Raw genomic sequence first — 26,197 nt, 5'->3', positions numbered from 1 at the left:
CGGCTTGCGACATCGGGTGGGCGGATCAGCCCGGGTGCGTCATCGAGAGAAGGTCGAGCTTCTCGTCGAGCTGCTCGAGCGTGAGCTCGCCGCGCTCCACGTAGCCGAGGTCGATCACAGCCTCGCGCACCGTGATGCCCTTCGCGACGGAGTGCTTGGCGATCTTGGCGGCGGCCTCGTAGCCGATGAGCTTGTTGAGCGGGGTGACGATCGACGGCGACATGCCGGCGTACGCGGCGGCGCGCTCGACGTTCGCCTCGAGCCCGTCGATGGTCTTGTCAGCGAGGACGCGCGAGGTGTTCGCGAGCAGCTCGATCGACTCGAGCACCGCGCTGCCCATGATCGGGATGGCGACGTTGAGCTCGAAGGCGCCCGACGCGCCCGCCCAGGCGACCGTGGCGTCGTTGCCGATGACGCGGGCGCAGACCATGAGCGTGGCCTCGGGGATCACCGGGTTGACCTTGCCGGGCATGATCGACGATCCAGGCTGCAGATCGGGGATGTGGAGCTCGCCCAGACCTGTGTTCGGGCCCGAGCCCATCCAGCGGAGGTCGTTGTTGATCTTGGTCAGCGACACCGCGACGGTGCGGAGGGCGCCGGATGCCTCGACCAGCCCGTCGCGGTTGGCCTGGGCCTCGAAGTGGTCCTTGGCCTCGGTGATCGGCAGCTCGGTGTCGGAGACGATGAGCTCGATCACGCGCTGCGGGAAGCCGAGCGGCGTGTTGATGCCGGTGCCGACCGCGGTCCCGCCGAGGGGGACCTCGGCGACGCGGGGGAGCACCGCCTGCACGCGCTCGATGCCGAGGCGGATCTGGCGGGCGTAGCCGCCGAACTCCTGGCCGAGGGTGACGGGGGTCGCGTCCATGAGGTGGGTGCGGCCCGACTTCACGACGGTCTTCCAGAGGTCGGCCTTCGCCTCGAGGGCGACGGCCAGGTGGTCGAGAGCGGGGATCAGGTCGTCGATGAGCTCCTGCGTCACCGCGATGTGCACCGAGGTGGGGAACACGTCGTTGGACGACTGGGACGCGTTGACGTGGTCGTTCGGGTGCACGGTCGCGCCCAGCGCCTGCGTGGCGAGGGTCGCGAGCACCTCGTTCATGTTCATGTTCGACGACGTGCCGCTGCCGGTCTGGTAGACGTCGATCGGGAACTGGTCGGCGAACTCGCCGGCGATGATGCGGTCGGCCGCACCGGCGATGGCGTCTGCGATGGCGCCGTCCAGCGTGCCGAGCTCCTTGTTCGCGAGGGCCGCGGCCTTCTTGATGCGCGCGAGCGCGACGATCTGCGCGGGCTCGAGCCGGTCGCCGGAGATGGGGAAGTTCTCCACGGCGCGCTGGGTCTGCGCGGCGTAGAGCGCGTTCTTGGGCACGCGCACCTCGCCCATGGTGTCGTGCTCGATGCGGTACTCGATGTCGGTCACGTCGTTGTTCCTCACGTGTCGGTACAGGGGATGTCTTGGCAGAGCTGGGGGTTCAGGCGGGGTCGGTGATGCCGACGATGACGTCGGGTACCGCGGTGCCTTCGCCGAGGCGGTAATTGGCGCCGACGATCGCGAGGCGCCCCTCGGCGACGGCGGAGCTGATCAGCTCGGAGGAGTGGAGCAGCTCGCCGACGGTGTCGCGAAGATGCTCGCGGCCGACCTCTTCGGCGTCGATCACGTCGGGGTACACGCCGTCCACCGCGGACGCCCGCTGGACGCGGCGCACCGCGGGCACGATCGGCGAGATCAGTCGCCAGATGTGCGGGGGCAGCGGATCGGCGTCGGGGCTGGTGCTGTCGATCGCCGCGCGGACGGCGCCGCACGCGTCGTGGCCCAGCACCACGATGAGGGGCACACCGAGCACAGCGACGGCGTACTCGAGGCTGCCCACGACGGACTCGGAGACGACCTGGCCCGCGTTGCGGACGACGAAGAGGTCGCCGAGGCCCTTGTCGAAGATGATCTCCGCCGCCAGACGCGAGTCCGCACAGCCGAAGAGGGCGGCACGGGGTCGCTGCCCTCCCGCGAGTTCATGCCGGGTGTCGACGTCCTGCCGAGGGTGGCGGGGTTCGCCGGCGACGAAGCGCGCGTTGCCGCGCTGCATCTCCCGCCAGGCCTTCGCGGGGGTGGGCTGATCGGTCACTCGGCCTCCTGGCGCAGTGCGGTGATCTGGTCGGTGACGGAGCGTGCCGTCTCTTCGAGGGCGGTCTCGCCCGCGGCGCCGTAGATGAGCACCGTGTCGGTGCCGGCGTCGGTGGCCAGCGCGACCGAGATGTTCCCGGTGCGGTCGGGGTCGAGCTCGTAGCGCTCCCACGTGATGCCGTCGATCGTGACGGTGTCCTGCGGGGCGGAGCCCGAGAGCACGCGGGCCGGCCACGACTCGTCGGCGTCGAATCCCTGGGCGACACGCAGGAAGCCGCGCTCGTCCTCCTGGGAAGGGGCGTAGACGACGGTGAACGCGCGGACCCCGCCGTTGCCCTCGATGCCCGCGCGGTTCACGATCCACCCGTCGGACATCTCCGGAGTGATGACCGTGCGGCCTTCGGAGGCGGCGACACCCTCCGCGACCGCGGCGACGTCGATCGCTTCGCGCGGCGGGGGCGTGCCGCGGGGCACGGCGGCGATGATGACGATCACGACCGCCAGCGTCGCGAGCAGCGCCGCGATGAGATTGCGCACGTTCTGACTCGAGCGGTAGATCCGCGACGACTCGGCCTTGCGGTCGGCGGTCTCCTGCGGCGTCTCGGGGCGACCGAGTTCGGCGACGATGCGGGGTTCGCGTGACATCAGAGCGCCTCGCCCTGTGCGCGATCGGCGGAGGCGCGAGCGGCCTCGAGACGGCGCTTGGCGCCCAGCAGCCATTCCTCGCAGCGGGCGGCGAGCGCCTCGCCGCGCTCCCAGAGTGCGAGGGAGTGCTCGAGGGTCGGGGCGCCCTGCTCGAGTTCGGCGACGACGCGGACGAGTTCGTCGCGCGCCTGCTCGAACGAGAGGGCCGCGACGTCCGTGAGGGCGCCGCTCGTCTCAGTCATGGTCACAGTCTATTCGGCCGCGGGACCCGCCCCGTGCCCCGCCCGGTTCGGCTCGACGTCGTCGTCGGTCCGCGTGTCGTCCTCGGCGATCTCGCCCTCGGAGCGCGCCGCGAACGAGCCGCGCCCGACGGTGACGACGATGGGAGTGGATGCCGGGGCCTGCGCGGCGTCGCGCACGATGACGCCGTCGGCGAGGTGCGCGATCGCGTAGCCGCGGGCCAGCGTCGATGCGGGGGAGAGGGCGCGCAGCGTCGCGCGGAGCTCGGCGGTGCGCTGCTCCTGGACGCGCAGCGACCGGTCGATGCGATCGCGCCCGCGAGCCGCGAGGAGCTCGACCTCGTGCGAGCGGGTGGTCAGCAGCGTCTCGGGGTCGCGCAGCACCGGGCGGGAGCGCAGCTGCTCGAGCTGGGCGATGTCGTGCGAGATGCGCTGCGTGAGCCTCGTGTTCATGCGGGCGCGCAGCTGACCGACGAGCGCGCGCTGCTCCGCGACGTCCGGCACGACGCGCTTGGCGGCGTCGGTCGGGGTCGATGCGCGCAGGTCGGCGACGTCGTCGAGGAGGGGGTGGTCGTTCTCGTGGCCGATGGCGCTGACGATGGGGGTGGATGCCGCCGCCACCGCCCGGACCAGCCGCTCGTCGCTGAAGCCGAGCAGGGTCTGCGGGTCGCCGCCGCCGCGGGCGATGATGATGACGTCGACGTCGGGTGCGGCATCCAGCGCCTTCAGAGCCGCGATCGTCTCGGGAACGCACCGGTCTCCCTGCACAGCGGCGTACTTCGTCTGGAACCGCACCTGCGGCCAGCGCAGCTCGGCGTTGCGATGCACGTCCTTCTCGGCATCCGAGTTCTCGCCGGTGATGAGGCCGATGAGGTGCGGCAGGAAGGGGATGGGCTTCTTGCGCGAGGGATCGAACAGTCCTTCGGACCGCAGCTGCACGCGCAGGCGCTCCAGCTTCTCCAGCTGGTCGCCGAGTCCCACATGGCGCATCGCGGAGACGCCGAAGCTGAAGTCGCCGTTCTTCACGAAGTAGTCGGCCTTGACGCACGCGATCACGTGGTCGCCGACCTTCAGGTCGCCGGGCAGCCGGTCTCGCGTGGAGGACCAGATGCGGAACGAGATCGTGGCGTCGGTCACGAGGTCCTTCAGGCGGCCGAACACGTTGCCGCCCCGCTGGTTCCACCCCGTGACCTCGCCCTCGACCCACACCGAGCCCCAGGTCTGGACGAAACCGCGGATGGTGTCGTTGAGCCGGGCGACGGAGGTCGGCGCCTGCGCCGTGGAATCTCGCGGCGGAACGGAGTCGGGAGGTGGCGGCTCGCCGGGGACGGTGGCGGGCTGGAAACTCGTCATGCGGTCCTTTCATGCCCGGGCGCGGGCTGCTCGCACCGGTGAGCCGGCGGGCGTCGCAGGCTCCTCGGCGGAGTCCCCGCTCAGGAGCCCGCCCGTAGAATCGAGGGGTGAGCATCAGCACCGCGGGGCAGACCCGAACGAGTCAGGCCCCTGTGAGCATGCCCGTCCCGCGGATCCCGCGGCGGCGCGAACCGCTCAAGGATATCGCCGGGGCCGGACACAAGCGGGTGCTCCTGGCATCCCCGCGCGGCTACTGCGCGGGCGTGGACCGCGCCGTCATCGCCGTCGAGAAGGCGCTCGAGCGCTACGGCGCGCCCGTGTACGTGCGCAAGCAGATCGTGCACAACATCCACGTCGTCACCGAGCTCGAGAAGCAGGGCGCCATCTTCGTGGAAGAGGTGGACGAGGTCCCCTCGGGCGCCCACGTCGTGTTCAGCGCGCACGGGGTGTCGCCCGCGGTCGTGAACGCGGCATCCGATCGTGGTCTACGCGCCATCGATGCGACGTGCCCCCTCGTCACGAAGGTGCATCGCGAGGCGGTGCGCTTCGCGCGCGACGACTTCGAGATCCTCCTCATCGGCCACATCGGCCACGAGGAGGTCGAGGGCACCGCCGGCGAGGCTCCCGACCATGTCACGATCGTGAACTCGCCCGAGGAGGCCGACACGATCGAGGTTCGCGACCCGTCGAAGGTCGTGTGGCTGTCGCAGACGACGCTCTCGGTCGACGAGACGATGGAGACCGTGCGCCGTCTGCGGGTGCGCTTCCCCGAGCTGCAGGATCCGCCGTCGGACGACATCTGCTACGCGACGCAGAACCGCCAGGTCGCGATCAAGAAGGTCGCGAAGGACGCCGATCTCGTGATCGTCGTCGGGTCGGCGAACTCGTCGAACAGTGTGCGACTCGTCGAGGTCGCGCTGGAGCACGGCGCCAAGGCGGCGTACCGCGTCGACTACGCGGACGAGGTCGAGCAGGCGTGGCTCGAAGGGGTCGAGACCGTCGGCGTCACCAGCGGCGCGTCGGTCCCCGAGGTGCTCGTGCAGCAGGTGCTCGACGACCTCGCCGCCGCCGGCTACCGCGATGTCGAAGAGGTGCGCACGGCCGAGGAGGATCTGCAGTTCTCCCTCCCGAAGGAGCTGCGGACGGATGCTGCCGGCAAGCGCGACGACCGCGCCCTCGGCGGACGGACCCGCGCATGAGCGACGCCGCGAACGCCGAGCCCGATCCGCGCTCGCGTCCCCGTCCCCAGTACGGCGAGTACGCGACGCCGGAGGAGCAGCGGGCGCGCATCCAGGAGCCCGCGCCCTGGCAGCAGGAGCCGATCGCGCCGATCATGACCGATGCCCCGGCCGACGGCATCCCACCCGCTCCCGCCGTCGCCGAGAAGCGTCAGCACCCCGTCGATCGCATCGTGACGTTCGCGCTGCTCGCCTACGGCCTGGTCAACGTGATCACCTCGGTGCCCGCCTTCCTCGATTACGGCTCGTACGCCGAGACGATGCTCGGACTGATGGGCGTCGACGTGCAGCTCTCCGATCCCGCCGCGGCCAAGCCGTGGGCGATCGCTGCCGTGGTCGTCCTCGTGGTCGGCTGGTGCGCCACCGCGGCCCTCTCGGTCTGGAACATGCGCCGCTCGCGCGTGACGTGGTGGATCCCGCTGGTGGGCGGCATCGTCTTCTCGCTGATCGCCGGCGCGCTGATGGTCGCGCCGCTGACGAACGACCCCGCCGTGTGGCAGGCCCTCCTCGACAGCGCGCGACTCTGACCTTCCGCGGCGCGCGGATCGCGCGCCGTGCGGTCCCGCCACCGCGGGTCCATACTCACTGGTGACAGCGCGGGCGCGCTGCGGATTCACGTGAACCCGCGGGTGGCGTGTCTCGTGTCTCCTGCGGGAGGTGATGGATGCCGCACGACAGCGTGGAGCGCCGAGACAGGGCCGCCGGACGCGATGCCGCGCGCCTGGCCGCACTGTACGACGCACATGCGGCGCCCGTCTGGCGCTATGTCGTGCATCTCACCGGCGACCGCGCCGGTGCCGACGATATCGTGCAGGAGACGCTGCTGCGGGCGTGGCGAACGCCCAAGATCCTCGAGCAGGATCCCTCGACCACGCGCTCGTGGATGTTCACCGTCGCGCGTCACCTCGTGATCGACGAGGCGCGCAGCGCGCGGCGGCGCCGGGAGATCGGCGTCGCCGAGGTCCCCGAGCGCACCGCGCCGGACGCCACCGACGCGCTGTTCGAGGCGATCCTCGTCGAGGAAGCGCTGGCCACGCTCACCACCGACCACCGCGCCGTCGTCGTGCGCGCCTACTACCGGGGACTCTCCGTCGCCGAGATGGCCGACGAACTCGACATCCCGGAGGGCACCGTCAAGTCGCGCCTCCACTACGGGCTGCGCGCCCTCCGGCTCACCCTGCAGGAGAAGGGGGTGACGCGATGACCACGGATCACGCCCGCTTCGCCGACTGGGACGCCGCGTACGTCGTGCGCGCGCTCAGCGTGGACGACCGCCGCCGGTACGAGACCCACCTCGACAGCTGTCCCGTCTGCCGCGGCGCGATCGCCGACCTCGCGCCCACCATGGGACTCCTGGCGCGGGTCTCACCCGAACGCGCCGAGACGCTGCTCGAACCGTCGGACCAGGACGGGCCCGGCCCCGCGGCGCGCGAGCGCATGGTCGTCCGCGGGACGCGCGACGCCCGCAGGCGCCGCATGATCGCGTGGGGCAGCGGCCTCGCCGCGGCGGCGGCCGTCGCCGTGGTGGTCGCGTTCGCGGTGACGACGGCGGTCGCGCCGGCGAGCGTGCCCGAAGAGGTCGTCGCGCTCCAGGCTGTGACGGACGTGCCACTGACCGCGAAGGTGGAACTGACCGACGTGGCGTGGGGCACCCGCATTGCGATGACCTGCCACTACCCGCCCAGCCGCGATCCCTACACGGCCGACCAGGAGTGGCCCTACGTGCTCGTCGTCACCTCGACCGACGGCACCACGAGCGAGCTGTCCTCGTGGCGAGCAGGGCCGGGGACGACGGCTCACCTCGACGCCGGCACGGCCCTCGACCGCGACGACATCGCGTCGATCGAGGTGCGGGCCGTGTCGGACGGCCGCGTGCTGCTGCGCGGCGAACCCGCGGCGCCGCCGGGGGAGTGAGGGCGGCGACGGCGCTCCCGGGCCGCTCGACCGCTACGCCGACCCCGAGTGAACGAAGGCCCCGGCACCTGCCCCGCGAGGCCGGTGCCGAGGCATCCGTCGAATCTGCTGCTTACGCGCCGAGGCTCTTGCCGGCCGAGCCGAGCTGCTTCGTGGCCTCGACCACGCGGGCGGCCATCGCCGACTCGGCGATCTTGCCCCAGGCGCGCGGGTCGTAGGCCTTCTTGTTGCCCACCTCGCCGTCGACCTTCAGGACGCCGTCGTAGTTCGAGAACATGAAGCCGGCGACCGAGCGCGTGAAAGCGTACTGCGTGTCGGTGTCGACGTTCATCTTCACCACGCCGTTGGCGACCGCGAGCGCGATCTCTTCGTCCGTCGAGCCGCTGCCGCCGTGGAACACGAGATCGAGCGGCTTCGGGCCGGTGCCGAACTTCGCGGCGATGCCCTCCTGGATCTCACCGAGGAGCTCGGGGCGGAGCTTGACGTTGCCCGGCTTGTACACGCCGTGCACGTTGCCGAAGGTGAGGGCCGAGATGTAGCGGCCGTTCTCGCCGAGGCCGAGTGCCTCGACGGCCTTCGTCACGTCGGCGACCGTCGTGTAGAGCGCCTCGTTCGAGCCCTCGTGCTGGACGCCGTCCTCCTCGCCGCCCACGACGCCGATCTCGACCTCGAGGATGGCGTTGATGTTCTTGAGGCGGGGGAGCAGGTCCTTCGCGATCTCGATGTTCTCGTCGAGCGGGACAGCCGAGCCGTCCCACATGTGCGACTGGAAGATCGGGTTGCGGCCGGCCTTCACCTCTTCCTCCGACGCCTCGATGAGGGGGAGCACGAAGTCGGCGAGCGCCGGCTTCGGGCAGTGGTCGGTGTGGAGGGCGACCGTGATGGGGTAGCTCTTGGCGACCTCGGTAGCGAACTTCGCGAACGCGAGCGCACCGGCGGCGCGGTTCTTCACGGTGTGGCCGGCGAAGTAGTCCGCGCCGCCCGTCGTGACCTGGATGATGCCGTCCGAGCCGGCCTCGGTGAGTCCCTGGAGGACCGCGTTGATCGACTGCGAACTGGCGACGTTGATGGCGGGATACGCGAAGCCACCGGCCTTCGCGCGGTCCAGCATGTCGGCGTACTGCTCCGGGGTGGCGACGGGCATGAGTGCTCCCTTGATCGAGTGGGCGTCACCGCAAACTCTACCCAAGGGGCGGAAGCCGGAACGGATGCCGCTGCCCGGCGGATCGCGGGAAACCCACGTCCCTGCGCTATGGGAAAGAAACGTGATTCCTTCGCTTTCGATGGCGTGAAATTCTCGTGAATCGGCCGCCATGCTGGCATAGGCTGACCGCATGGTGAGCCTGACCGCGGACATGAGTCCCCTCCACCCCGACCGCAACCTCGCACTCGAACTCGTGCGGGCGACCGAAGCGGCGGCGATCCGCGCAGTGCCGTTCATCGGCCGCGGCGCCAAAGAGGCGGCCGACGGGGCCGCCGTCGACGCGATGCGGGCGTTCTTCACCACCGTGAACTTCGACGGCACGATCGTCATCGGCGAGGGCGAGAAGGACGAAGCGCCCATGCTCTACAACGGCGAGCGTGTCGGCAACGGGCGCGGCCCGCAGGCCGACGTCGCGGTCGATCCGATCGACGGCACCTCGCTGACGGCGGCTGGGCGCAACAACGCTCTGTCCGTCATCGCCGTCTCGGACCACGGCACGATGCTCGACGCGTCGAGCGTCTTCTACATGGACAAGCTCGTCACCGGCCCCGCGGGCGTCGGCGTCGTCGACATCCGACTGCCGATCGGCGAGAACATCCGCCGGCTGGCGAAGGCCCTCGACAAGCCCGTCGACGAGCTGGTGGTCTCCGTGCTGCACCGCCCGCGCCACGAGCGTCTCATCGAAGAGATCCGCGAGGCCGGCGCGGGCACGCGCCTGATGAGCGACGGCGACGTGGCAGGCGGCATCAACGCCGCGCGCCACAACGCCCGCACCGACATGTGCGTCGGTGTCGGCGGCAGCCCCGAAGGCATCGTCACCGCGTGCGCGATCAAGGCGCTCGGGGGTCACATCCAGGGCCGCCTCTGGCCCCGCGACGACGACGAGAAGCAGCGCGGCATCGACGCGGGCCTGAACCTCGACGGTTACGTCTACGAGGCGGACGACCTCGTGAAGGGCAACAACACGATCTTCGTCGCGACCGGCGTCACCGACGGCGCGCTGGTCGCCGGCGTCCGTCGGGAAGGCGGGTACGTCTACACCGAGAGCGTCGTGCTGCGCGGCGCGTCGGGCACGCTGCGCCGGATCTCGTCGGAGCACCTCGTCTCGAAGTGGCTCTGACCGCCTGACGGAAACGGCCGCGGCGGTGCGACACGTGATGCCGCCGTGACCGTTTCGTGACCGGCCTTCGAGGGAACTCTGGCAGAATCTTCAGTGGTGTCGATGGAGACACGTCTGTGTTCCCAACCCGAGGAGTTGACGATGTCTGCGCACTCAGCTGATCCGTCGTCGCCCCAGACGGGCGCGCAGGCGGTGGTCGCGAACGCGATCGATCCCGCCCGCCGGCCGGACGTGCTTCTGCGTGTCCGCCGTGACGAGGGCCACGAGATCAGCGCGTGGTGGATGATCGGCGCGTTCGTCGGCGTCTCCGCCGCGGTCATCGTGCTGCTGAGCTTCGTCCCCGGCGGCGCCTGAGCCTCACTCGTTCGGCGAGGCGATGCGTGCGCGCACGTCGCCGATCTCCGCGGTCGCGGAGAGCCGCGGCGGTTCGATGTCGCTGCCGGCGCCAGGTTCGGGCCGCTCTTCGAGCCCGGGGAGCGTCTCATCGAGCAGCTCCGGGGCCGTGAGGCGGCGCGGGCTCTTCTCGATGGCCGCGGGCTCGTTCACGGCGTCGAGTCTGGTCGCATCGATGCCGGGGAACTTGCGCGCGCTCACCAGCACGCGCGTCTCGAGGGATCCGGCGAACCGGTTGTAACTGTCGACGGTGCGCTCGATCGCCCGGCGCAGGTCGTCGGCGTGCGACGCCAGCGATCCGAGCCGCTCGTAGAGCTGGTTGCCGAGGTCGAAGAGCGCGCGGGCCTCCTGCGACACGTCCTGCTGGGTCCAGGTGTAGGCGACGGTCTTGAGTACCGCCCAGAGGTTCACGGGCGAGGCCAGCGCAACGCGCTTGCCGAACGCATAGTCCAGCAGCGAGGGGTCTTCTTCCAGCGCAGCCGCAAGGAGCGACTCGCTCGGCACGAAGCACACGACGAACTCGGGGCTCGACGAGAGCCCCGCCCAGTAGGTCTTGCGGGCGAGGGCGTCCACGTGCGCCCGTACGGCCTTGACGTGCTTGTCGAGCAGGCTGCGCCGACGGGCGGCCTCCGCCCCCTGCGCCGTCAGCGGGATGGCGCTCGCCTCCAGGAAGGCGTCGAGGGGCACTTTCGCGTCGACGGCGATCGCCTTCTCGCCGGGGAGGCGGATGACCATGTCGGGCCGGCCCGCGCCGGCGTCCGACGTGATCGACGTCTGCAGGTCGAAGTCGACGTGGCGCGTGAGCCCGGCGGCCTCGACGACGCGCCGCAGCTGCGTCTCGCCCCACACGCCACGGGTGCTGCCCGAGCGCAGGGCGCCGGCCAGCGACTCGGTGGTCGCCCGCAGGGCCTCGTCGGATTCGTGCGCCCGTCGCAGCTGCTCGGCGAGCGTGCCGAACTGCAGGTGCCGGTCGCGCTCGAGATCGTCGACCTTCGTGTGCATCGCGGCCAGCGTCTCCTGCACGGGCGCGAGCGCCCGGAGCACCGACTGCTCGCGGCGCTCGCGCTCCTCGCGGGCCGCCTGGTCGTGGCGCGCCTGGCTCGCGAGCTCGCGGTAGAGCACCTGCTGATGCTCGAGCTGGGCCTGCACGCCCTGCCGCGCGGCCTCCGAGCCGGCGAGCCGCGCGGTGAGGTCGGCCTGTTCGCGCGCGGCTCGTGCCGCGCCGCGGGCGAGTCCCGCCGCCCAGCCCGCCATCACGCCGACGAGAAGACAGGCGATTGCCACCACACTGATCACGACTGCGTCCATGACTCCAGGGTGCCGGATGCCTCGGACATCGCCTGCGCGGCGGGCCGCGTTGGGCCCGGCTGCGCGTCAGACGACGGCGAACGAGACCGCGGGGGCCTCGGTGACCGCGATCTGCGACACTCGCACGCCGACCGCCTCGGTGAGGGCGTCGATGTCGCCGGCGCCCACCCGCCGCGCCGCGTCGATCATGACGTGCGCGCAGGCCATCGCATCGGCAGTCGCGTTGTGGTGCGGGAAGTCGGCGAATCCGGCCTCCGCGGCGACGAACGGCAGCCGGTACGACTCGAGACGGTACACCCGGCGGGCCACCTGCAGACTGCACGCGTAGCGGTACGGCGGACACTCGTCGCCGGTCGCGTCGCAGGCCCGCTTGAGCACGGCCATGTCGAAGCCGGCGTTGTGGGCGACGAGGATGTCGTCTCCGGTGAAGGCGACGATGTCGGCGAGCTGGCGGCTCCACGGCGCTGCGTCGACGACGTCCTCGGGGCGGATGCCGTGGATGCGGACGTTCAGCTCGAAGAACACGTCGTGCCCGGCCGGTGGGCGGATCAGCCAGCCCGTCCGGTCGACGATCTCGCCGTCGCGCACGCGCACGAGCCCCACCGCACAGGCCGAGGCGTTGCTGGAGTTCGCCGTTTCGAAGTCGATCGCGGTGAAGTCCAGAGGCACATGTCCACACTCACCCCGGCCCGGGTGCGCGGACGGAAGGCGCGCCGAGCGCGCACCGTCGTCATAGGGTCGGAGGCATGGCCAGTCGCGAGGAGATGTCGCTGTCGTTCGGGGTCGCCGCGGCCGCGTACGAGTCGGGCCGTCCCGACTATCCGCGCGAAGCCGTGGACTGGATGCTCGCCCCGGTGCGCGAGCCGGGCCGCGCTGTGCGCGTCGCCGACGTCGGGGCGGGCACCGGCAAGCTCACGCGCACGATCGTCGAAGCCGGCGCCGAGGTCGTCGCGATCGACCCCGACGCCGACATGCTCGCCGCTCTCCGCGAGCACGTCCACGGGGTTCCGACCTTCGTGGGGACGGCGGAACGGATGCCGCTTCCCGACGCCTCCGTCGACGCTGTGCTGCTCGGCCAGGCGTGGCACTGGGTCGACGCCGTCGCCGCGTCCGCCGAAGTCGGCCGGGCGCTTCGCGAGGGAGGTGTGCTCGGGCTCGTCTGGAACATCCGCGACGAGTCGGATCCGTGGGTCGCGCGCCTCACGGCGGCGATGCACGGCAGCCACGCGGAGGAGATGCTCGCGGGCGACGGGCCCCGTGTGGCCGAGCCGTTCGACGGACTCGAGCCGCGCTCGTGGACATGGACGCGCTCCCTCACGCGCGCAGCGCTCCTCGATATGGTCGCCTCGCGCAGCTACGTCATCACCGCGTCGGACGCGGACCGGGCGGCGATCCTGGCCTCGGTGAGCGACCTGTTCGACGAGCGCCGGGTCATCGAGGCGACCGGCGCCGAGGTCGTGGACCTGCCGTACGTGACGCACTCGTTCCGCGGCATCCGGTCCTGATCTCGGCAGGTCACGCGCGCACGGAGCCGACGACGTGCCATGGTCCGCTGACCTCGCGGTAGCGCGGTTCGAGGCCGCGCCCGCTCAGCACCGCGATCATGGCGTCGGGCGTGTGCGCGTACGCACGGTAGGGGTTGCCCGTCAGGTGGTACCAGGCGTTGATCGCGCGCGCTGAGAACCGGGCGAACAGCGTGCGCGGCGGGTGGCTGAACACGACGGCGCGCTGGGCTCTTCCGGCGGCGGCGCCGAGCAGACGCTCGTAGTCCGGGTAGCAGCAGACGACGCGATGCAGCACCACGATGTCGGCCGGCTCCACCGCCTCGGGCGTGCTCGCGAGATCGACCCCCAGCATCCGTGTCACCCGATCGCGCAGGCCGGCCTCGTCGAGCAGTCGGGCGGCCTCGGGCTCGTAGGCGGCGGACAGCTCGACGTTGGTCGTGTGGGACGCGCCCCGCTTGAGCGCCTCCAGCTGGATGTCGCCGATCCCCCCGCCGATCTCGAGCAGCGACGCTCCCTCGAGCCCGACGGAGCCCGCGAACTCGAGCACCAGCGCCGCGCTCGGCGACAGGCCGTCGCTGCGGTACTGCCGAGCGAGCCGCCGGGCGAACCGGGCGTTGAACTCCCGGTCGTAGCCCTCGGGCGCCCGCGGCGCGCAGCACTCGTCCACGCGCTCAGTATCGCCGCGTGCGACACGCCCGGCAACGGGTGCGGCCCTCAGAAGGACCTATGCCGCGGGGCGCGGCATCCGTCGCCATCTAGACTGGATGCCCGTGGCTCTCACCATCGGAATCGTCGGTCTCCCGAACGTCGGCAAGTCGACCCTCTTCAACGCCCTGACCAAGAACCAGGTGCTCGCGGCGAACTACCCGTTCGCGACGATCGAGCCGAACATCGGCGTGGTCAACCTGCCCGACCCGCGGCTCGACAAGCTGGCGGAGATCTTCCACTCCGAGCGGATCCTGCCCGCCGCCGTGTCCTTCGTCGACATCGCCGGCATCGTCCGCGGCGCGAGCGAGGGCGAGGGTCTGGGCAACAAGTTCCTCGCGAACATCCGCGAGGCCGATGCGATCGCACAGGTCGTGCGCGGCTTCGACGACGACGACGTCGTGCACGTCGAGGGCGCGGTGAACCCGCAGAGCGACATGGAGACCATCAACGCCGAGCTGCAGCTCGCCGACCTCGAGACGCTCGAGAAGGCGATCACGCGGTACGAGAAGGAGGTCAAGGGCAAGAAGCTCGACCCCTCGGTGCTCGCCGCGGCGATCGAGGCGAAGGATGCCCTCGAGCGCGGCGTGCTGCTGTCGGCCTCGGGCATCGACCTCTCGCCGATCAAGGAGCTGGGCCTGCTGACCGCGAAGCCCTTCATCTTCGTCTTCAACGTCGATGAGGCGGTGCTGACGGATGCTGCGAGGAAGGCCTCGCTCGAGGCTCTGGTCGCGCCGGCCAAGGCGGTGTTCCTCGACGCGAAGATCGAGTCGGAGCTCATCGACCTCGACCCGGATGACGCGGCGGAGCTGCTCGCCTCGACCGGGCAGGACGAGTCCGGTCTCGATCAGCTGGCGCGCATCGGCTTCGACACGCTCGGGCTGCAGACGTACCTCACGGCCGGCCCGAAGGAGGCCCGTGCCTGGACCATCGGCAAGGGCTGGAAGGCGCCGCAGGCGGCCGGCGTGATCCACACCGACTTCGAGAAGGGCTTCATCAAGGCAGAGGTCATCTCGTTCGACGACCTCGTCGAGACCGGTTCGGTCGTCGAGGCCCGCTCGAAGGGCAAGGCCCGGCTCGAGGGCAAGGACTACGTCATGCAGGACGGCGATGTCGTCGAGTTCCGCTTCAACGTCTGACGATCGCTTCCCGGAAAGGCTTCCCATGACCGACACCACGCAGATCTTCGAGCCCGACGGACGCGCGATCCCCTACATCGTCGAGGGCGACGGGCCCATCGGCCTGGTGCTGATCGCCGAACCTGGACAGGACGCGCTGGGTGTGGTGGGGCACTACCTCGCCGAAGAGGCGGGATTCCACATCATCCGCGTCGGCTACCGCACGAACGTCGACGCGGCGTCGACCGGCGATCAGGCAGACGACGTCATCGCGGTCATCGATGAGCTGGGCCTCGAGCGCACGTGGGTCGGCGGGCACGGCCGCGGCGGCACCGTCGCGCGGGCGCTCGTCGCCGCGCACCCCGAGCGCGTCAACGGACTGCTGCTGCTGGGTGTCGAGGACGAAGACATCGCTCTCGCCCCGGTCATCCCCGTGCTGATCGTGCAGGGCGCGGACGACGAGGTGACCCCCCGCGCCAACGGCGAACGCCTGCAGGCGACGGCGCCCGAGCGTGCGAGCGTCAAGAACCTCGACGGGGCCGGTCACCTCTTCCCGCTCACTCACCCCGTCGAGACGGCGGTCATCGTCGAGGAGTACCTCGACTGGGACTGAGGTCCGGACGCGTCAGCCGATCGGAATCAGGTACGCGACCACGCCCACGACGGCCGCGATGGCGAACGCCAGCAGGCTGATGAACAGCGCCTTGCGCTGATCCTTCCGCCGGAACTCGGCGTCCTGGATGCTCTCCTCTCTTCCGACGTCGCCGAAGTTGTACAGACCCCGGCTGGCGAACCCGACGCAGAAGTGGAACGCGGCCTGCAGGAATCCCTGGGCCGACAGGAACACCGGCAGCGCGACCAGCAGACGCCACGGAGCCGCCCACCCGAGGGCGAACGCGATGCCCAGGAAGACGACGGCGATCGCGAGCCCCCACCACCCCGAGGCCCGGCGCCTGCGGATCTCGGCGGGACCGATGTTGCACACGCCGGGCTGGTAGGCGGCAGTCTGGTTCATGGCGACATTCTGGCGCACCGGCTACGCGATCCCCGCGAATTCCGCCAGGCGCGCCCGCCCTGCGCCGATGTTCTGCTTGAACCGCGCCGCGGCGGCGAGCACGGCCGGGTCATCCGCCTGCTCCGGCGACACGCGCGCGGGGTTCAGCGACGTCGTGTTCGACCACGCCCGCAGATCCGTCTCCTTCGACATCGCGAGCGACGCGTCGCCGCCGATCGTCTGCATCGTCGCCCAGTCTGCGGGGGTGTCGGAGTAGGGCGAGGGGCGGCAGACGCGATTCTTCTCGGCGTCGTCGTCGCGGGTCGCCTCGACGTAGCCGGAGAGCGCGGCGCCGTAGCAGGGGAAGCCGACCCGCACCGGCTGCGGAGTGATGGCCTCCGGGGTCCAGATGGGTCGCAGGCCCGGGTACTTCAGCCCTTCGGCCGCGCAGTGCACGACGAGCGAATCGGCGGGAACGTGCACGTCGCCGTCGGCGAACGTCAGGCGTCCGTGGCCGGCGGACTTCAGGTGTCCGCGACGGACGACGTCGTCGATCGTGCGGACGAGGTCGAGCTCCCACGTGGCGAGCGTCGGCGTCTTGGCCATCGTCGGGGTGACCGCGGGATCGAAGCGCAGCATGATCCCGGCATCCTCCATCCGGAAGAAGACGTCGTCGGGATCCGAAGCCGCCGCCGCGGCGGCCATCGTGTCGGCCGCCATGCCGAGGAAGATCGCCGGGTCGGGCTGCACGACGGCACGGTTGAGCAGCCACGGGTCGCGCGGACGGACCCACGTGATCGCGTTCGCTCCGACGCCGTTCTGCAGCAGCCACACGCACGTGTCCGTCGCGGTCTTGCCGGCACCGACGATGACGTAGTGGCCGGGAGCCTCCGCGAGGCGGACGAGGTCGTTGACGGCTACGACGTGGGCGCCGTCCTCGACCGCGAACGGCGGGGGAGTGAGCAGCGGGATGTCGGGGGACAGGTACCGCGCGTCCACCACCCGTGCTCGGGGCGCATGGAAGCGCGTGCCGCTGAGCAGCGACACGAACCGGCGATCACCCAGGTACTCGCTGCGGCCGTGGAAGGCGACCCTGCCCGACCGGACGAGTCGTGCGAGCACGCGGGCGTAGTACTCCGACACCTCCGCGGCGCTCGCGCGCTCGTGAAGTCCTCGCTCCGGACCGTCGTCCTGCAGCCGCCCGCCGCCGAGCAGAGTCGAGGCGACGCCGTAGAAGGCCGACGCCTGGTGCAGCCGCACGAATCCGTACGCATCGAGCCAATGACCGCCGGCGCCGTGCCGGCGGTCGACGATCGCGACCGACACGTCATCGGCGGCCCCGGTGAGGGCGTCCACGAACGCCATCCCCATCGCCCCCGCCCCGACGACCACGTAGTCGACGTCGACGATCGCGTCCATGCGCTCATCAGAGCAGTGCGCGTGCGGCTCGTCAATGGCCCATACGACACCGGGACCGTGCACGGCAAGAGGGCGCGGCGAAGACTGCTCCGCACGCACAATGGGCGCGTGGGCGAGAACGAGGAACCCCGGGCCGGTGGCGCGCCGCTCGCGGCGACATCCGATGAGCCTCTTGCGCATCCCGACCCCCACCGTGCGACCGTCCTGGTGGTCGGCGTGGTGGCCACCGTGCTCTTCGTGATGCTGCGCTTCGCGGTGGCGCTGGGCGGGCACGATCCGCTCGCCGTCGACATCTGGTGGGACGATGCCATGCTCGCGGGCTTGACCGACGTGGGGCTGGTGATCGCCTGGGTGCCCTCCGTCATCGGCGGCGTGGTGGGTGCGCCTGTGGTCGGGATCCTCATCATCGCGATCTTCCTCTGGCGGCGGCGGTGGTGGGATGCCGCGACCCTCGCGGTGGCCTTCGTGACCGTGACGGCGATCGGTGCCCCGATGGCCGCGATCATCGCGCGGGTGCGGCCGTCGGATTCGCTCGCGGAGAGCATGGCCACCTCGTTCCCGTCCGGTCACACCGCTGTGGCGACGACCATCGCCGTGACGCTCGGACTGCTGCTGCGCCGCTGGTACGTCTGGACGCTCGGAGTGATCTGGGTCGCCTGGATGATGTGGAGCCGCACCTACCTGCATGCCCACTGGGCGAGCGACGTGCTTGCGGGGCTGCTGGAGGGCATCGCCGTGGCGTGCCTCGTGTGGAGCGCCGCCCAGGCCTATCGGGTCCGGCGCGCCAGGCGGTCCTCGCCGCCCGGTGGGTGAGCACGATTCCCCGCCCGAGTGCAAGCCCTGTTCCCCGCAGACGCGCCGGAGATACGCTTCGCGAATGACCACTGCGAAAAGTGCGGCGCGGGCCGCCACCGACTCACCCGTCTTCCGGACGATCGCCCGCATCGGCTACGTCGTGCTCGGCATCGTGCACATCGTGATCGGCGCCATCGCCGTATCCGTCGCCACCGGCGGTGCGGGTGAGGCGGACCAGGGCGGTGCCATGGAGAAGATCCGCGACACCCCTGCGGGAGTGCTCCTCCTGTGGGCGATCGTACTGGGGCTCACGGCGCTCGCCGTCTGGCAGGTCGCCGAGGCATTCCTGGAGCGGGATCCCGACGCCAAGAAGAAGTGGGGATACCGCGTCAAGTACATCGGCACCGCGGTCGCCTACCTCGCCATCGCGTTCACCGCGCTCGTCTACGCGCTCGGCGGAAGCTCGGACTCCTCGCAGTCCTCGCAATCCCTGAGCGCGCAGCTGATGGCCAGCTCCGGCGGCCTGTTCGTGCTCATCCTGATCGGGCTCATCGTGCTCGCCATCGGCATCGCTTTCATCGTGCGCGGTTTCACCCGCGCCTTCGAGAAGCGCCTCGACCTCCCCGCCGGGGTTGCGCGAAAGGGCATCGTGACGTTCGGCGTGGTCGGCTATGTCGCGAAGGGCATCGCCGTGGCGGTGACGGGCGCGCTGTTCGCGGTCGCCGCGTTCACACACGATCCCCAAGCGGCGGGTGGACTGGATGGCGCCCTGCACACCTTGGCGGGGCTGCCGCTCGGGCCGGTCATCCTGTGGGTGGTCGCCGCGGGACTGATCATCTACGGCGTCTTCTGCTTCGCCCGCGCCCGCTACGCGCGGATGTAGAGGCGCGGCCGCGCGACTACTCGGCCACGACCGCCGCACCCCACCGGAGTGACGCGTTGCGCTGGGCCGCAGCATCCAACGCGGCCGTCGCCGCGCGGCGCCCCTCCGCGATGAGGCGCGGCACGTCGGTCATCCGCCACTGCGCCATCCCCTCCATCTCGGGCTGGACCAGCACGACCGACGGGTCGGCGACGAGATCCGCGATGCGGGTGACGGTGCGCATCATGCGCACGTTCTCCCACTTCGCGTGCAGCCGCACCACGATCACACGGGTGGCGCCGAGGGCGCGCGCCGCGGCGACCGGCACGTTGTCGATCATCCCGCCGTCCGCGAGCAGTGCATCGCCGCGGCGGATCGGGGGGAGAAGGCCCGGCACCGCGACAGTCGCGCGGAGGGCGGCGCTCAGCGGTCCCTCGTCGAGGATGATTCCGCGGCGCGTGCGCAGATCGGTGGCGTACGCGGCGAAGCGGCGGGGCAGGTGCTCGATGTGCGGGTCCTCGCCGAGGGCACGGGGGACGGCGTCGACGATCGCGGTGGTGTCGAGCAGACCCCACCGCGGCGTCAGAGACCAGCGTGCGATCGCGCTCCAGCGGAACGCTCGTGCGGCGCGCTCGATGGCGTGCGCCTCCAGACCGGCGGCGTAGGCCGCCGCGACGAGGGCGCCCGAACTCGTTCCGGTCGCGATGCCGGGACGGATGCCTCGCTCGGCGAGGACCTGCAGCACACCGACGTGCGCGGCGCCGAAGGCGCCACCACCTCCGAGTACGAGCCCCAGCTCAGGGTCGTCGATCATCCGTCCTCCACTTGTCGCGCCCGAGCGAAGGTAGCACCGCGCGGTTGGGGAACGCCTGTGACGCGTGCCGATCGCGGAGGCGATTGACGCGCCACGCGTCTGTTGGGATCCTGGGCGGGATCACGGATCGGCACTGGGGGCGAGAGGTGACTGCCATGGCGATGTCGACACGGGCGAAGGCGGCGAAGGCGGCGGTGGATGTCGTCGGCTCCTACTTCTCCCGCATGCAGGTCGTCGCGTCCGACCCGGACGCACTGGTCTTCGCGTTCGGCAACCCGCACGAGATGGCGCTGCCCGGCCTCCCGGCGGCCATTCGCAGGAACGCCGAGCCGCGGACCGTCGACTGGTTCGCGTACAAGAGCAGTGAGCGTTCCGCGCAGGAAGTCGTGGCCGGCGCGCTGTCGGGAGAGCTGGGACTGGACTTCGAACCCGAAGACATCGCCATGACGCAGGGCGCCTTCGGTGCGATCTCGCTCGCGTTCGCTCTGCTGGCCGATGCGGGGGACGAGGTGGTGATCCCGGTGCCCGGCTGGTTCTGCTACGCGCCGATGCTGCACGCCGCGGACCTCGTCCCGGTCGGCGTGGACCTCGCCCCCGAGACATTCGACCTCGATGTCGACGCGATCGCGCGCGCGATCACCCCTCGCACGAGGATCGTCGTCGTCAACTCGCCCGCGAACCCCACCGGTCGCGTCTACCCGCCATCGACATGGGAGGCGCTCGCCGCGGTGCTCGAGAAGGCGTCGCGTGCCCAGGGACGCCGCATCTGGCTGCTGTCGGACGAGCCGTACCGCCGCATCCGCTTCGACGGCATCGCGTTCACGAGCCCCGCCGCCTCCTACCCGTGGACGGTGATCGACTACAGCTACGGCAAGGTGCTGCTCGCCCCCGGGGCGCGGCTCGGCTACCTCGCGCTGTCGCCCCTGGTCCCGACGGCGGAGCGGGAAGAGCTGCGCGCTGCGCTGTTCCCCCTGGGGCTGGCCATCGGCTGGGGATTCCCCGATGCGGTCATGCAGTACTCGGTGCCCGAACTCGAGGGTCTGTCGCTCGACATGGCCGAGCTGGCACGCAAGCGCGATCGGATGTACGGCGCGCTGACCGACGCCGGCTACGAGGTCACGCGGCCCGAGGGCACCTTCTACCTGTGGGGCCGGGCGCCGGCCGGTGACGCCCAGGCGTTCTGCGATTCCCTCGAGGAGCGGGGCGTGTACGTCATGCCCGGGTCGCTGTTCGAGCAGCCGCAGCACTTCCGGATCTCATTGACGGCGACCATGAGGATGATCGACCGCGCGATCCCGCACCTCCTCGATGTGGCACCGGATCGCGACGGGACTCACTGACTCGGATGCCGCGTCGCCGGCGTTCGGATCACGCCCGGGAGCGCGCCGTCGAAGGTGTGGGATCGAGCAGCGACCGCGCGAGAACCGTCGCTCCTGCCACGGCTGCCGGCATCGTGGCCACCGCGCCGAGCGGCACCAGGAAGCACAGCTGCGTCGCGACGCCGAAACCCAGGACGCGCAAGCGTCTGCGGCGCAACAGCTGCTTGCGGTCGCGCCTCGTCAGCCCGCGGGCGCTCAGCGCGCGGGAGCTCAGCTCGTCGGCGATCAGCCATCCGGTGAAGAGCACCGCGAAGACGGTGCTCGCGACGGCGCCGATCACCGGGACGAAGCCGATCAGCGCGGCGACCAGCGCGACGCCGACGCCGCGTGCGATGAGCGACAGCCCGTCCGCGACCGATCGCCAGAACCCGTAGTCGCCCTCGAGCTTCGGGGTTCCGGCGTCTGCCTCGACCGCCCTCCAGATCCGCTCGTAGAACGGCTCGCCCACCAGCAGCGTGAGTGCCGTGAACGTCACGGCCACGAGCACCAGGGCGGCACCGAGGAGCGCGGTACCGACCGCGATGCGGAAGACGGTCGCCCACACACCCGGCCAGCCGTCGGCGAACGGTGTCATCGCCTCGGTGAGCGCCGGCAGCGAGGCGCCGAGTGCGATGAGCCCGCCGAGGAACAGCAGGCCGACGATCGCGGCGGGCACGAGGCCGAGCGCCATGAGCCCGGGCCTCTGCCGCCATTGTGCGAAGCCACGGCCCAGCAGACCCACGCCTCCGATGAACTCCCGCATCGGATTCAGCCTAGGTCGCCCCGGGCGCGCTCGTCGCTACGCAGATCGCGTGCTCGCCGTCAACCCCTTTCGCCGCCGCGCCCAGTCCGAGGATCTTTGACTCTGCCGCGCGACGATGCGCGGACAGTGACACAGGGGAGGCCGACATGCTCGACACATCGATTCCCGCCGTTCAGGCCCGTCGCCCGGAATTGCAGTGGGTGGGCTCGGGGGCATGGGTGGCATGCGATCCGTCGCTGGCAGCCACCGACCCGCACCGCGTGGTGGCCTACCTCGAGTGCAAGGACGATCGCGTGTACCTGCTGTGGGTGACAGGTGCTGCGGGAGTCTGCGAATTCGGCTCGATCGGCGAGGCCATCGACCAGATCACCGCGAGACTCGCGCCGCTTCCGCGCTGACAGACCGGCGCGCTCTCCGCGATCACTCGTGCACGCCGAGCGGCCGAGAGGCCGTCCCTTAAGGATCCATGCGAGGTGGGCGTGCGCCACGGCCCGGGTGTCGCAGCCCGGTGGCAGGATGGGGCCATGCCTGAGTCGCCGGAGGTCGAGGCTCTCGCGCGGTTCCTCGCTGACGAGGCGTCCGGGCGAGAGGTCCGCGGAGTCGATGTGCTCGAGTTCCGCACGGTCAAGACGCGTGCCACGCCGCCGGCGGGCATCATCGGACGCACGATCACCGGCGCCCGGCGCCACGGCAAGCACGTGGAGATCGTGCTCGACGAGGCGAGCCTGGTCGTCTCGCTGGGGCGGCACGGCTGGATGCGGTGGCTGGATGCCGCACCCGATGAAGAGCCCGCCCCGCTCTCGGCGGACGCGCCGCCGGCCCTGGCGAACTTCGAGCTGTCGGGCGACCGCGGTCTGGAGGTGACGGATGCCGGCAGCTGGGTGTCGCTCGGACTGTTCGTGGTCGGCGACGCTGCTGACGTTCCCGCGATCGCGAAGCTCGGGCCCGATCCCGCCGACGCGGCCTTCACGCGCGACCAGTTCGACAGCGCGCTGGGCGGTCGGCGCAAGCAGATCAAGGCCATCTTGCAAGAGCAGGAGTCGCTCGCCGGCATCGGCAACGCCTACTCCGACGAGATCCTCCACGTCGCCAAGGTGTCGCCCGTGACCCACGCCGCCGCGCTCGACGACGCCGAAGCGGACCGGCTGTTCGACGCGACGCTGACGACCGTGCGCGGTGCGATCGATGCGCGCCTCGGCGTCCCCATCGACCAGCTCAAGGCGCACAAGGTGGCGGCGATGCGCGTGCACGGGCGCACGGGCGAAGCCTGCCCGGTGTGTCGCGACACCATCCGCGATCTCACGTTCTCCGGTACCTCGGCGCAGTACTGCCCGACGTGCCAGAACAAGGGAATGCCGCTCTGAGTCGGCGCCCACCGCGACGCGGGCGGCCGACGTCGCCGTTCACCTGGGTAGCATGGTCGCTATGACGACTTCGCAGCAGCCCGCCCCGATCACCCTCGCCCCCGTCGCCGACGAGAAGAACCTCCTCACGGTGGTCGAGTCCGCAGGTTCGTGCTGCGGCGGCGGCAGCTGCAGCATCGACTGACCAGCCCGCGGTTCACACCACGACGCCCCGGCGATGACCGACGAACAGCTCCACATCACTCCGCGGGTCGGCCGCATCCTCATGTCGGAGGAGGCGATCTACGGACTGATCCTCGTGTCGGGCATGATCGTCGTCTCGGCCCGGGGGACGGCGTGGGAGGCCCTCGCGACTGTCGCCGTCACGGTGATCGTGTTCTTCGCCGCTCACGTGTTCGCCGGCACCTTGGGCCGCCTGGCCGCCACCGACGGTCATGCCGGACTCCGCGCAAGCCTCCGCGCATCCGCTCGTCAATCGGGCGGCATGCTCCTCGCGTCCGTTCCGCCGCTGATCATCCTGCTGCTCGGCGCGACGCGCGTCATCGAAGACACCACCGCGCTCTGGGTGGCTCTCATCGTCAACACCGTCATGCTCGGCGCACTGGGCTGGATCGCCGTCGCGCGCTGGAGCACGCACTGGCTTCCCCGCATCCTGAGCGCGCTCATCACCGCCGCTTTCGGCGGAGTGCTCATCCTCTTGAAGGCCGTCATCCACCACTGACGTCGCGGCGTGCGGCCTGCGCCGGCGCGAGCAGGGCGGCGACCAGCGCGGGGCTGAGGCCGGGCACGTCGTCGACGGGCACCGCCAGGGCCAGCAGCGCCCGGCTGAAGTAGTTGCGCACGGCGGCGGCGAGCGTGATGTCGACGATCTGCCGATCGGTGAACCCGAGATCGCGGAGGCGCTGTGTGTCAGCGTCGGTCATGGTCGCGGCATCCGTCGAGAGCTTCTCGGCGTACGCGACCACTGCCATGTCCGTCTCGTCGAGGCCGGCGTCTGCGCCCTCGCGTGCAAGCCGGGCGAGTTCGTCCTCATCGAGGAGGCCTGCGCGCAGGCTCTTTCGGCCGTGCGCGAGGAGGCAGTGATCCGACCCGATCGCGCGGGCGGCGCCGAGCGTGGCGAGTTCGTAGTTGCGCAGGCCGATCGACGGGACGATGCTCCGGATCAGCGTCTCGAAGGCCGCATGGGCCTCGGGGTTGATCGCCATCGCGCGCGTGTGCCCGAAGACGAACCCGTCGCTGCGGAGATCGCCGTCGTACATCTCGGCGACATGGCCGGTGGCTCCGTCGAGGTCCGGAGTGCTCACGATCATGGTGCTGTCTCCCGTCGGCTTTCGGGCGCATCCAGAATCGCGGATGCCCCACCCCTTGTCGAGGGGTGGGGCATCCGGGTGATACGTCGGTCAGTGACCGGCGGGGGCGCCCATCGGGGCGTCGACCGGCTTGCGGATGAGGAACGCGCCGACCAGGAGCGGCAGCGACAGGAACGCCGCCGTCAAGAACGCGGCATGTGTGCCGGCCGCGCCGGCGGCGAGGGCGTCGGCACCCGACGTCGTCGCGGCCGACGTGGCCGCCGCCATGACGCCGAACATCAGCGCGATGCCCGCGGCGCCCGCGACCTGCTGCACGGTTCCGACGACCGCGGATCCGTAGGAGTAGAACCGCGGCTGGAGCGAGCCGAGCGACGCCGTGAACAGCGGCGTGAACGAGAGCGCGAGGCCGACCGAGAGCACGGTCTGCGCCACGGCGATCAGCCACACCGGCGTCTCGGTGCCGAACGTCGTGTAGAACCACAGCATCGCGGTCGTGATGACGGCGCCCGGAACGAGCAGCACCGTCGTGCCCCAGCGGTCGTAGATGCGACCGATGAACGGACCGGCGAGGCCCATCGCGAGGGCGCCCGGCAGCACCACCAGACCCGTCGTGAGCGGGTCGACGCCCAGCACGTCCTGCAGGTAGAGCGGGACGACGGTGATCGCGCCGAAGAAGGCCATCGACATGATCGCCATCTGGCCGATCGACAGCGAGAAGTTGGCGCTCTGGAACACGCGCAGGTCGAGCAGCGCGTCGTCCTTGCGCTGCAGCACGACCTGACGCCAGCCGAAGAGGCCGAGCGCGACGACGCCGACCGCCAGCGAGACGATCAGCGTCGTGGTCGACGCTGCGCTCGCGGCCGCGGCATCCGCCCCGCTGCCGTGCCCGCCGCCGCCCAGCTGGCTGAGGCCGAAGACGAGACCGCCGAAGCCGAGGGCCGACAGGATGACCGACAGGACGTCGATCGGAGCACGCGTCGTCTCGCCGAGGTTGTGGATCCAGCGCGCGCCGACGACGAGCGCCACGATGGCGATCGGCAGCACGATGCCGAAGATCCAGCGCCACTCGAAGTTGTTGAGGATGGCACCGGCGAGCGTCGGGCCGATCGCCGGGGCGAGCGACATCACGATGCTGACGCGCCCCATCATGCGGCCGCGGATGGCGGCGGGCACGACCGTCATGAGCGTCGTCATGAGCAGCGGCATCATGATCGCGGTGCCGGACGCCTGCACCACGCGGGCGACGAGCAGCATGGGGAAGCCCGGCGACAGGAACGCGATGAGCGTGCCGAGGGAGAACAGCCCCATCGCCGCGACGAACATCGTGCGCGTCGTGAAGCGGCGCAGCAGGAAGCCGGTGATCGGGATGATCACGGCCATCGTCAGCATGAACGCGGTCGTCAGCCACTGCGCGGCGAGCGCCGTGATGCCGAGGTCGGTGATGAGGTGCGGGATCGCGACGCCCATCGTCGTCTCGTTGAGGATTGCGACGAAGGCGGCGCCGAGGAGCAGCCAGATGACACGGCTCTCTTCGGGGCGCAGCGTGGGGAGGGCGCCGGCAGTGCCCGCAGCAGCGGGGATGCTGCCGGTTCCGGGGTTCGTTTCGATGGCGGCCATAGGTCGTCTCCTCGAGGGCTCGGATGGGCAGCGAAAT

At 70.8% G+C, this 26,197-nt stretch carries 31 protein-coding genes; 16 read left to right on the top strand and 15 right to left on the bottom strand.

All coding sequences use genetic code 11. The features are described from left to right. Window positions 1-25: 25 nt before the first annotated feature. Genes ASF40_RS08870 through xseA form a run of 5 tightly spaced genes read right to left on the bottom strand, consistent with a single transcriptional unit; the run spans window position 26 to window position 4,359 of the window. Window positions 26-1,420, bottom strand: coding sequence for a class II fumarate hydratase (locus ASF40_RS08870; protein ID WP_056368004.1), 1,395 nt, complete (start codon window positions 1,418-1,420; stop codon window positions 26-28). Between the two features lie 52 nt (window positions 1,421-1,472). Continuing rightward, window positions 1,473-2,084 carry a carbonic anhydrase gene (locus tag ASF40_RS08865; RefSeq protein WP_082496966.1) on the bottom strand — a complete coding sequence of 204 codons (612 nt, stop codon included), beginning with the start codon at window positions 2,082-2,084 and terminating at the stop codon, window positions 1,473-1,475. Window positions 2,085-2,119: 35 nt separating this feature from the next. Beyond that, a complete protein-coding gene (locus ASF40_RS08860; RefSeq protein WP_056368001.1) occupies window positions 2,120-2,767 on the bottom strand; it encodes a DUF4245 family protein in 648 nt (215 codons plus the stop codon). Then, window positions 2,767-3,009 (bottom strand): exodeoxyribonuclease VII small subunit, encoded by a 243-nt coding sequence (locus tag ASF40_RS08855; RefSeq protein WP_056367999.1) that lies wholly within the window; start codon window positions 3,007-3,009, stop codon window positions 2,767-2,769. The genes ASF40_RS08860 and ASF40_RS08855 overlap by 1 nt, the downstream gene beginning before the upstream one ends. Window positions 3,010-3,018: 9 nt before the next feature. Then, window positions 3,019-4,359, bottom strand: a complete 1,341-nt coding sequence (gene xseA / locus ASF40_RS08850; protein WP_056367998.1) for an exodeoxyribonuclease VII large subunit — start codon at window positions 4,357-4,359, stop codon at window positions 3,019-3,021. Between the two features lie 158 nt (window positions 4,360-4,517). On the opposite strand from xseA, the gene ASF40_RS08845 reads away from it, so the two are divergent. The 4 genes from ASF40_RS08845 (at window position 4,518) to ASF40_RS08830 (ending at window position 7,511) form a co-directional block, all read left to right on the top strand. After that, the gene (locus ASF40_RS08845) at window positions 4,518-5,558 is read left to right on the top strand and encodes a 4-hydroxy-3-methylbut-2-enyl diphosphate reductase (protein WP_056367995.1); all 1,041 of its coding nucleotides are present in this window, start codon (window positions 4,518-4,520) and stop codon (window positions 5,556-5,558) included. After that, window positions 5,555-6,124: a DUF6264 family protein gene (locus tag ASF40_RS08840; protein WP_056367993.1), complete on the top strand. Its 570-nt coding sequence runs from the start codon at window positions 5,555-5,557 to the stop codon at window positions 6,122-6,124. Before ASF40_RS08845 ends, ASF40_RS08840 begins: the two co-directional genes overlap by 4 nt. Window positions 6,125-6,261: 137 nt before the next feature. Then, complete coding sequence (locus ASF40_RS08835; protein ID WP_056367991.1) at window positions 6,262-6,801, top strand: sigma-70 family RNA polymerase sigma factor; 540 nt, start codon at window positions 6,262-6,264, stop codon at window positions 6,799-6,801. Beyond that, window positions 6,798-7,511, top strand: coding sequence for a zf-HC2 domain-containing protein (locus ASF40_RS08830; RefSeq protein WP_056367990.1), 714 nt, complete (start codon window positions 6,798-6,800; stop codon window positions 7,509-7,511). The genes ASF40_RS08835 and ASF40_RS08830 overlap by 4 nt, the downstream gene beginning before the upstream one ends. A 112-nt stretch (window positions 7,512-7,623) precedes the next feature. Here ASF40_RS08830 and fbaA read toward each other — a convergent pair whose 3' ends face one another. Next, entirely contained in the window at window positions 7,624-8,655 is a 1,032-nt protein-coding gene (gene fbaA / locus ASF40_RS08825; RefSeq protein WP_045296761.1) for a class II fructose-bisphosphate aldolase, read from the bottom strand. A 190-nt stretch (window positions 8,656-8,845) separates the two neighbouring features. Here fbaA and glpX point away from each other — a divergent pair, with 190 nt between their 5' ends. Next, window positions 8,846-9,835 carry a class II fructose-bisphosphatase gene (gene glpX, locus ASF40_RS08820; protein WP_056367988.1) on the top strand — a complete coding sequence of 330 codons (990 nt, stop codon included), beginning with the start codon at window positions 8,846-8,848 and terminating at the stop codon, window positions 9,833-9,835. A gap of 141 nt (window positions 9,836-9,976) precedes the next feature. Further along, window positions 9,977-10,189: a UDP-N-acetylmuramyl pentapeptide phosphotransferase gene (locus tag ASF40_RS08815; RefSeq protein ID WP_082496936.1), complete on the top strand. Its 213-nt coding sequence runs from the start codon at window positions 9,977-9,979 to the stop codon at window positions 10,187-10,189. Between the two features lie 3 nt (window positions 10,190-10,192). Here the strand turns inward: ASF40_RS08815 and ASF40_RS08810 are convergent, their stop codons facing one another. Together ASF40_RS08810 and ASF40_RS08805 are read right to left on the bottom strand one after the other, a co-directional pair. Beyond that, the gene (locus ASF40_RS08810; protein WP_056367986.1) at window positions 10,193-11,536 is read right to left on the bottom strand and encodes a DNA recombination protein RmuC; all 1,344 of its coding nucleotides are present in this window, start codon (window positions 11,534-11,536) and stop codon (window positions 10,193-10,195) included. A gap of 66 nt (window positions 11,537-11,602) precedes the next feature. Next, complete coding sequence (locus ASF40_RS08805; protein ID WP_056367984.1) at window positions 11,603-12,205, bottom strand: 3'-5' exonuclease; 603 nt, start codon at window positions 12,203-12,205, stop codon at window positions 11,603-11,605. Window positions 12,206-12,282: 77 nt separating this feature from the next. Here ASF40_RS08805 and ASF40_RS08800 point away from each other — a divergent pair, with 77 nt between their 5' ends. Beyond that, window positions 12,283-13,041 carry a class I SAM-dependent methyltransferase gene (locus ASF40_RS08800; protein WP_056367982.1) on the top strand — a complete coding sequence of 253 codons (759 nt, stop codon included), beginning with the start codon at window positions 12,283-12,285 and terminating at the stop codon, window positions 13,039-13,041. Between the two features lie 10 nt (window positions 13,042-13,051). On the opposite strand, the gene ASF40_RS08795 is transcribed toward ASF40_RS08800, so the two are convergent. Beyond that, a complete protein-coding gene (locus ASF40_RS08795) occupies window positions 13,052-13,708 on the bottom strand; it encodes a hypothetical protein (protein ID WP_056367980.1) in 657 nt (218 codons plus the stop codon). A gap of 103 nt (window positions 13,709-13,811) precedes the next feature. Here ASF40_RS08795 and ychF point away from each other — a divergent pair, with 103 nt between their 5' ends. Both ychF and ASF40_RS08785 read left to right on the top strand, forming a co-directional pair. Then, window positions 13,812-14,885, top strand: coding sequence for a redox-regulated ATPase YchF (gene ychF / locus ASF40_RS08790; protein WP_056367979.1), 1,074 nt, complete (start codon window positions 13,812-13,814; stop codon window positions 14,883-14,885). A gap of 25 nt (window positions 14,886-14,910) precedes the next feature. Continuing rightward, complete coding sequence (locus tag ASF40_RS08785; protein WP_056367977.1) at window positions 14,911-15,477, top strand: alpha/beta fold hydrolase; 567 nt, start codon at window positions 14,911-14,913, stop codon at window positions 15,475-15,477. Between the two features lie 12 nt (window positions 15,478-15,489). Here the strand turns inward: ASF40_RS08785 and ASF40_RS08780 are convergent, their stop codons facing one another. Both ASF40_RS08780 and ASF40_RS08775 read right to left on the bottom strand, forming a co-directional pair. Continuing rightward, window positions 15,490-15,879, bottom strand: coding sequence for a hypothetical protein (locus tag ASF40_RS08780; RefSeq protein WP_056367975.1), 390 nt, complete (start codon window positions 15,877-15,879; stop codon window positions 15,490-15,492). Window positions 15,880-15,900: 21 nt separating this feature from the next. After that, complete coding sequence (locus ASF40_RS08775; protein WP_056367972.1) at window positions 15,901-17,277, bottom strand: pyridine nucleotide-disulfide oxidoreductase; 1,377 nt, start codon at window positions 17,275-17,277, stop codon at window positions 15,901-15,903. A 108-nt stretch (window positions 17,278-17,385) separates the two neighbouring features. Here ASF40_RS08775 and ASF40_RS08770 point away from each other — a divergent pair, with 108 nt between their 5' ends. Then, entirely contained in the window at window positions 17,386-18,090 is a 705-nt protein-coding gene (locus ASF40_RS08770) for a phosphatase PAP2 family protein (protein ID WP_056367970.1), read from the top strand. Window positions 18,091-18,154: 64 nt separating this feature from the next. Next, window positions 18,155-18,955, top strand: a complete 801-nt coding sequence (locus ASF40_RS08765) for a DUF1206 domain-containing protein (RefSeq protein WP_056367968.1) — start codon at window positions 18,155-18,157, stop codon at window positions 18,953-18,955. A 16-nt stretch (window positions 18,956-18,971) separates the two neighbouring features. Here the strand turns inward: ASF40_RS08765 and ASF40_RS08760 are convergent, their stop codons facing one another. Continuing rightward, on the bottom strand, window positions 18,972-19,748 hold the full coding sequence (locus ASF40_RS08760; RefSeq protein ID WP_056367966.1) for a patatin-like phospholipase family protein: 777 nt from the start codon (window positions 19,746-19,748) through the stop codon (window positions 18,972-18,974). Window positions 19,749-19,903: 155 nt separating this feature from the next. On the opposite strand from ASF40_RS08760, the gene ASF40_RS08755 reads away from it, so the two are divergent. After that, window positions 19,904-21,088: an aminotransferase class I/II-fold pyridoxal phosphate-dependent enzyme gene (locus ASF40_RS08755; RefSeq protein WP_056367965.1), complete on the top strand. Its 1,185-nt coding sequence runs from the start codon at window positions 19,904-19,906 to the stop codon at window positions 21,086-21,088. Between the two features lie 28 nt (window positions 21,089-21,116). On the opposite strand, the gene ASF40_RS08750 is transcribed toward ASF40_RS08755, so the two are convergent. Then, window positions 21,117-21,869, bottom strand: coding sequence for an EI24 domain-containing protein (locus tag ASF40_RS08750; protein WP_082496935.1), 753 nt, complete (start codon window positions 21,867-21,869; stop codon window positions 21,117-21,119). Between the two features lie 146 nt (window positions 21,870-22,015). On the opposite strand from ASF40_RS08750, the gene ASF40_RS08745 reads away from it, so the two are divergent. The 4 genes from ASF40_RS08745 (at window position 22,016) to ASF40_RS08735 (ending at window position 23,954) form a co-directional block, all read left to right on the top strand. Beyond that, complete coding sequence (locus ASF40_RS08745) at window positions 22,016-22,267, top strand: hypothetical protein (RefSeq protein ID WP_056367963.1); 252 nt, start codon at window positions 22,016-22,018, stop codon at window positions 22,265-22,267. Window positions 22,268-22,393: 126 nt separating this feature from the next. Next, a complete protein-coding gene (locus ASF40_RS08740; RefSeq protein WP_056367961.1) occupies window positions 22,394-23,233 on the top strand; it encodes a DNA-formamidopyrimidine glycosylase family protein in 840 nt (279 codons plus the stop codon). Window positions 23,234-23,294: 61 nt separating this feature from the next. After that, entirely contained in the window at window positions 23,295-23,417 is a 123-nt protein-coding gene (locus ASF40_RS21585) for a hypothetical protein (protein ID WP_268776123.1), read from the top strand. A gap of 33 nt (window positions 23,418-23,450) precedes the next feature. Next, complete coding sequence (locus ASF40_RS08735) at window positions 23,451-23,954, top strand: hypothetical protein (protein ID WP_056367959.1); 504 nt, start codon at window positions 23,451-23,453, stop codon at window positions 23,952-23,954. Here the strand turns inward: ASF40_RS08735 and ASF40_RS08730 are convergent. Together ASF40_RS08730 and ASF40_RS08725 are read right to left on the bottom strand one after the other, a co-directional pair. After that, window positions 23,941-24,543: a carboxymuconolactone decarboxylase family protein gene (locus ASF40_RS08730; protein ID WP_056367957.1), complete on the bottom strand. Its 603-nt coding sequence runs from the start codon at window positions 24,541-24,543 to the stop codon at window positions 23,941-23,943. The two genes, ASF40_RS08735 and ASF40_RS08730, sit on opposite strands and share 14 nt — an antisense overlap. A 90-nt stretch (window positions 24,544-24,633) precedes the next feature. Further along, window positions 24,634-26,160, bottom strand: a complete 1,527-nt coding sequence (locus tag ASF40_RS08725; protein WP_056367955.1) for a DHA2 family efflux MFS transporter permease subunit — start codon at window positions 26,158-26,160, stop codon at window positions 24,634-24,636. Window positions 26,161-26,197: the final 37 nt, after the last annotated feature.

It is taken from the genome of Microbacterium sp. Leaf288, assembly GCF_001422925.1.
GTDB lineage: Bacteria > Actinomycetota > Actinomycetes > Actinomycetales > Microbacteriaceae > Microbacterium.
The sequence above is the reverse complement of the archived record's forward strand: the minus strand, read 5'-3'. Positions and strand labels throughout refer to the sequence as shown.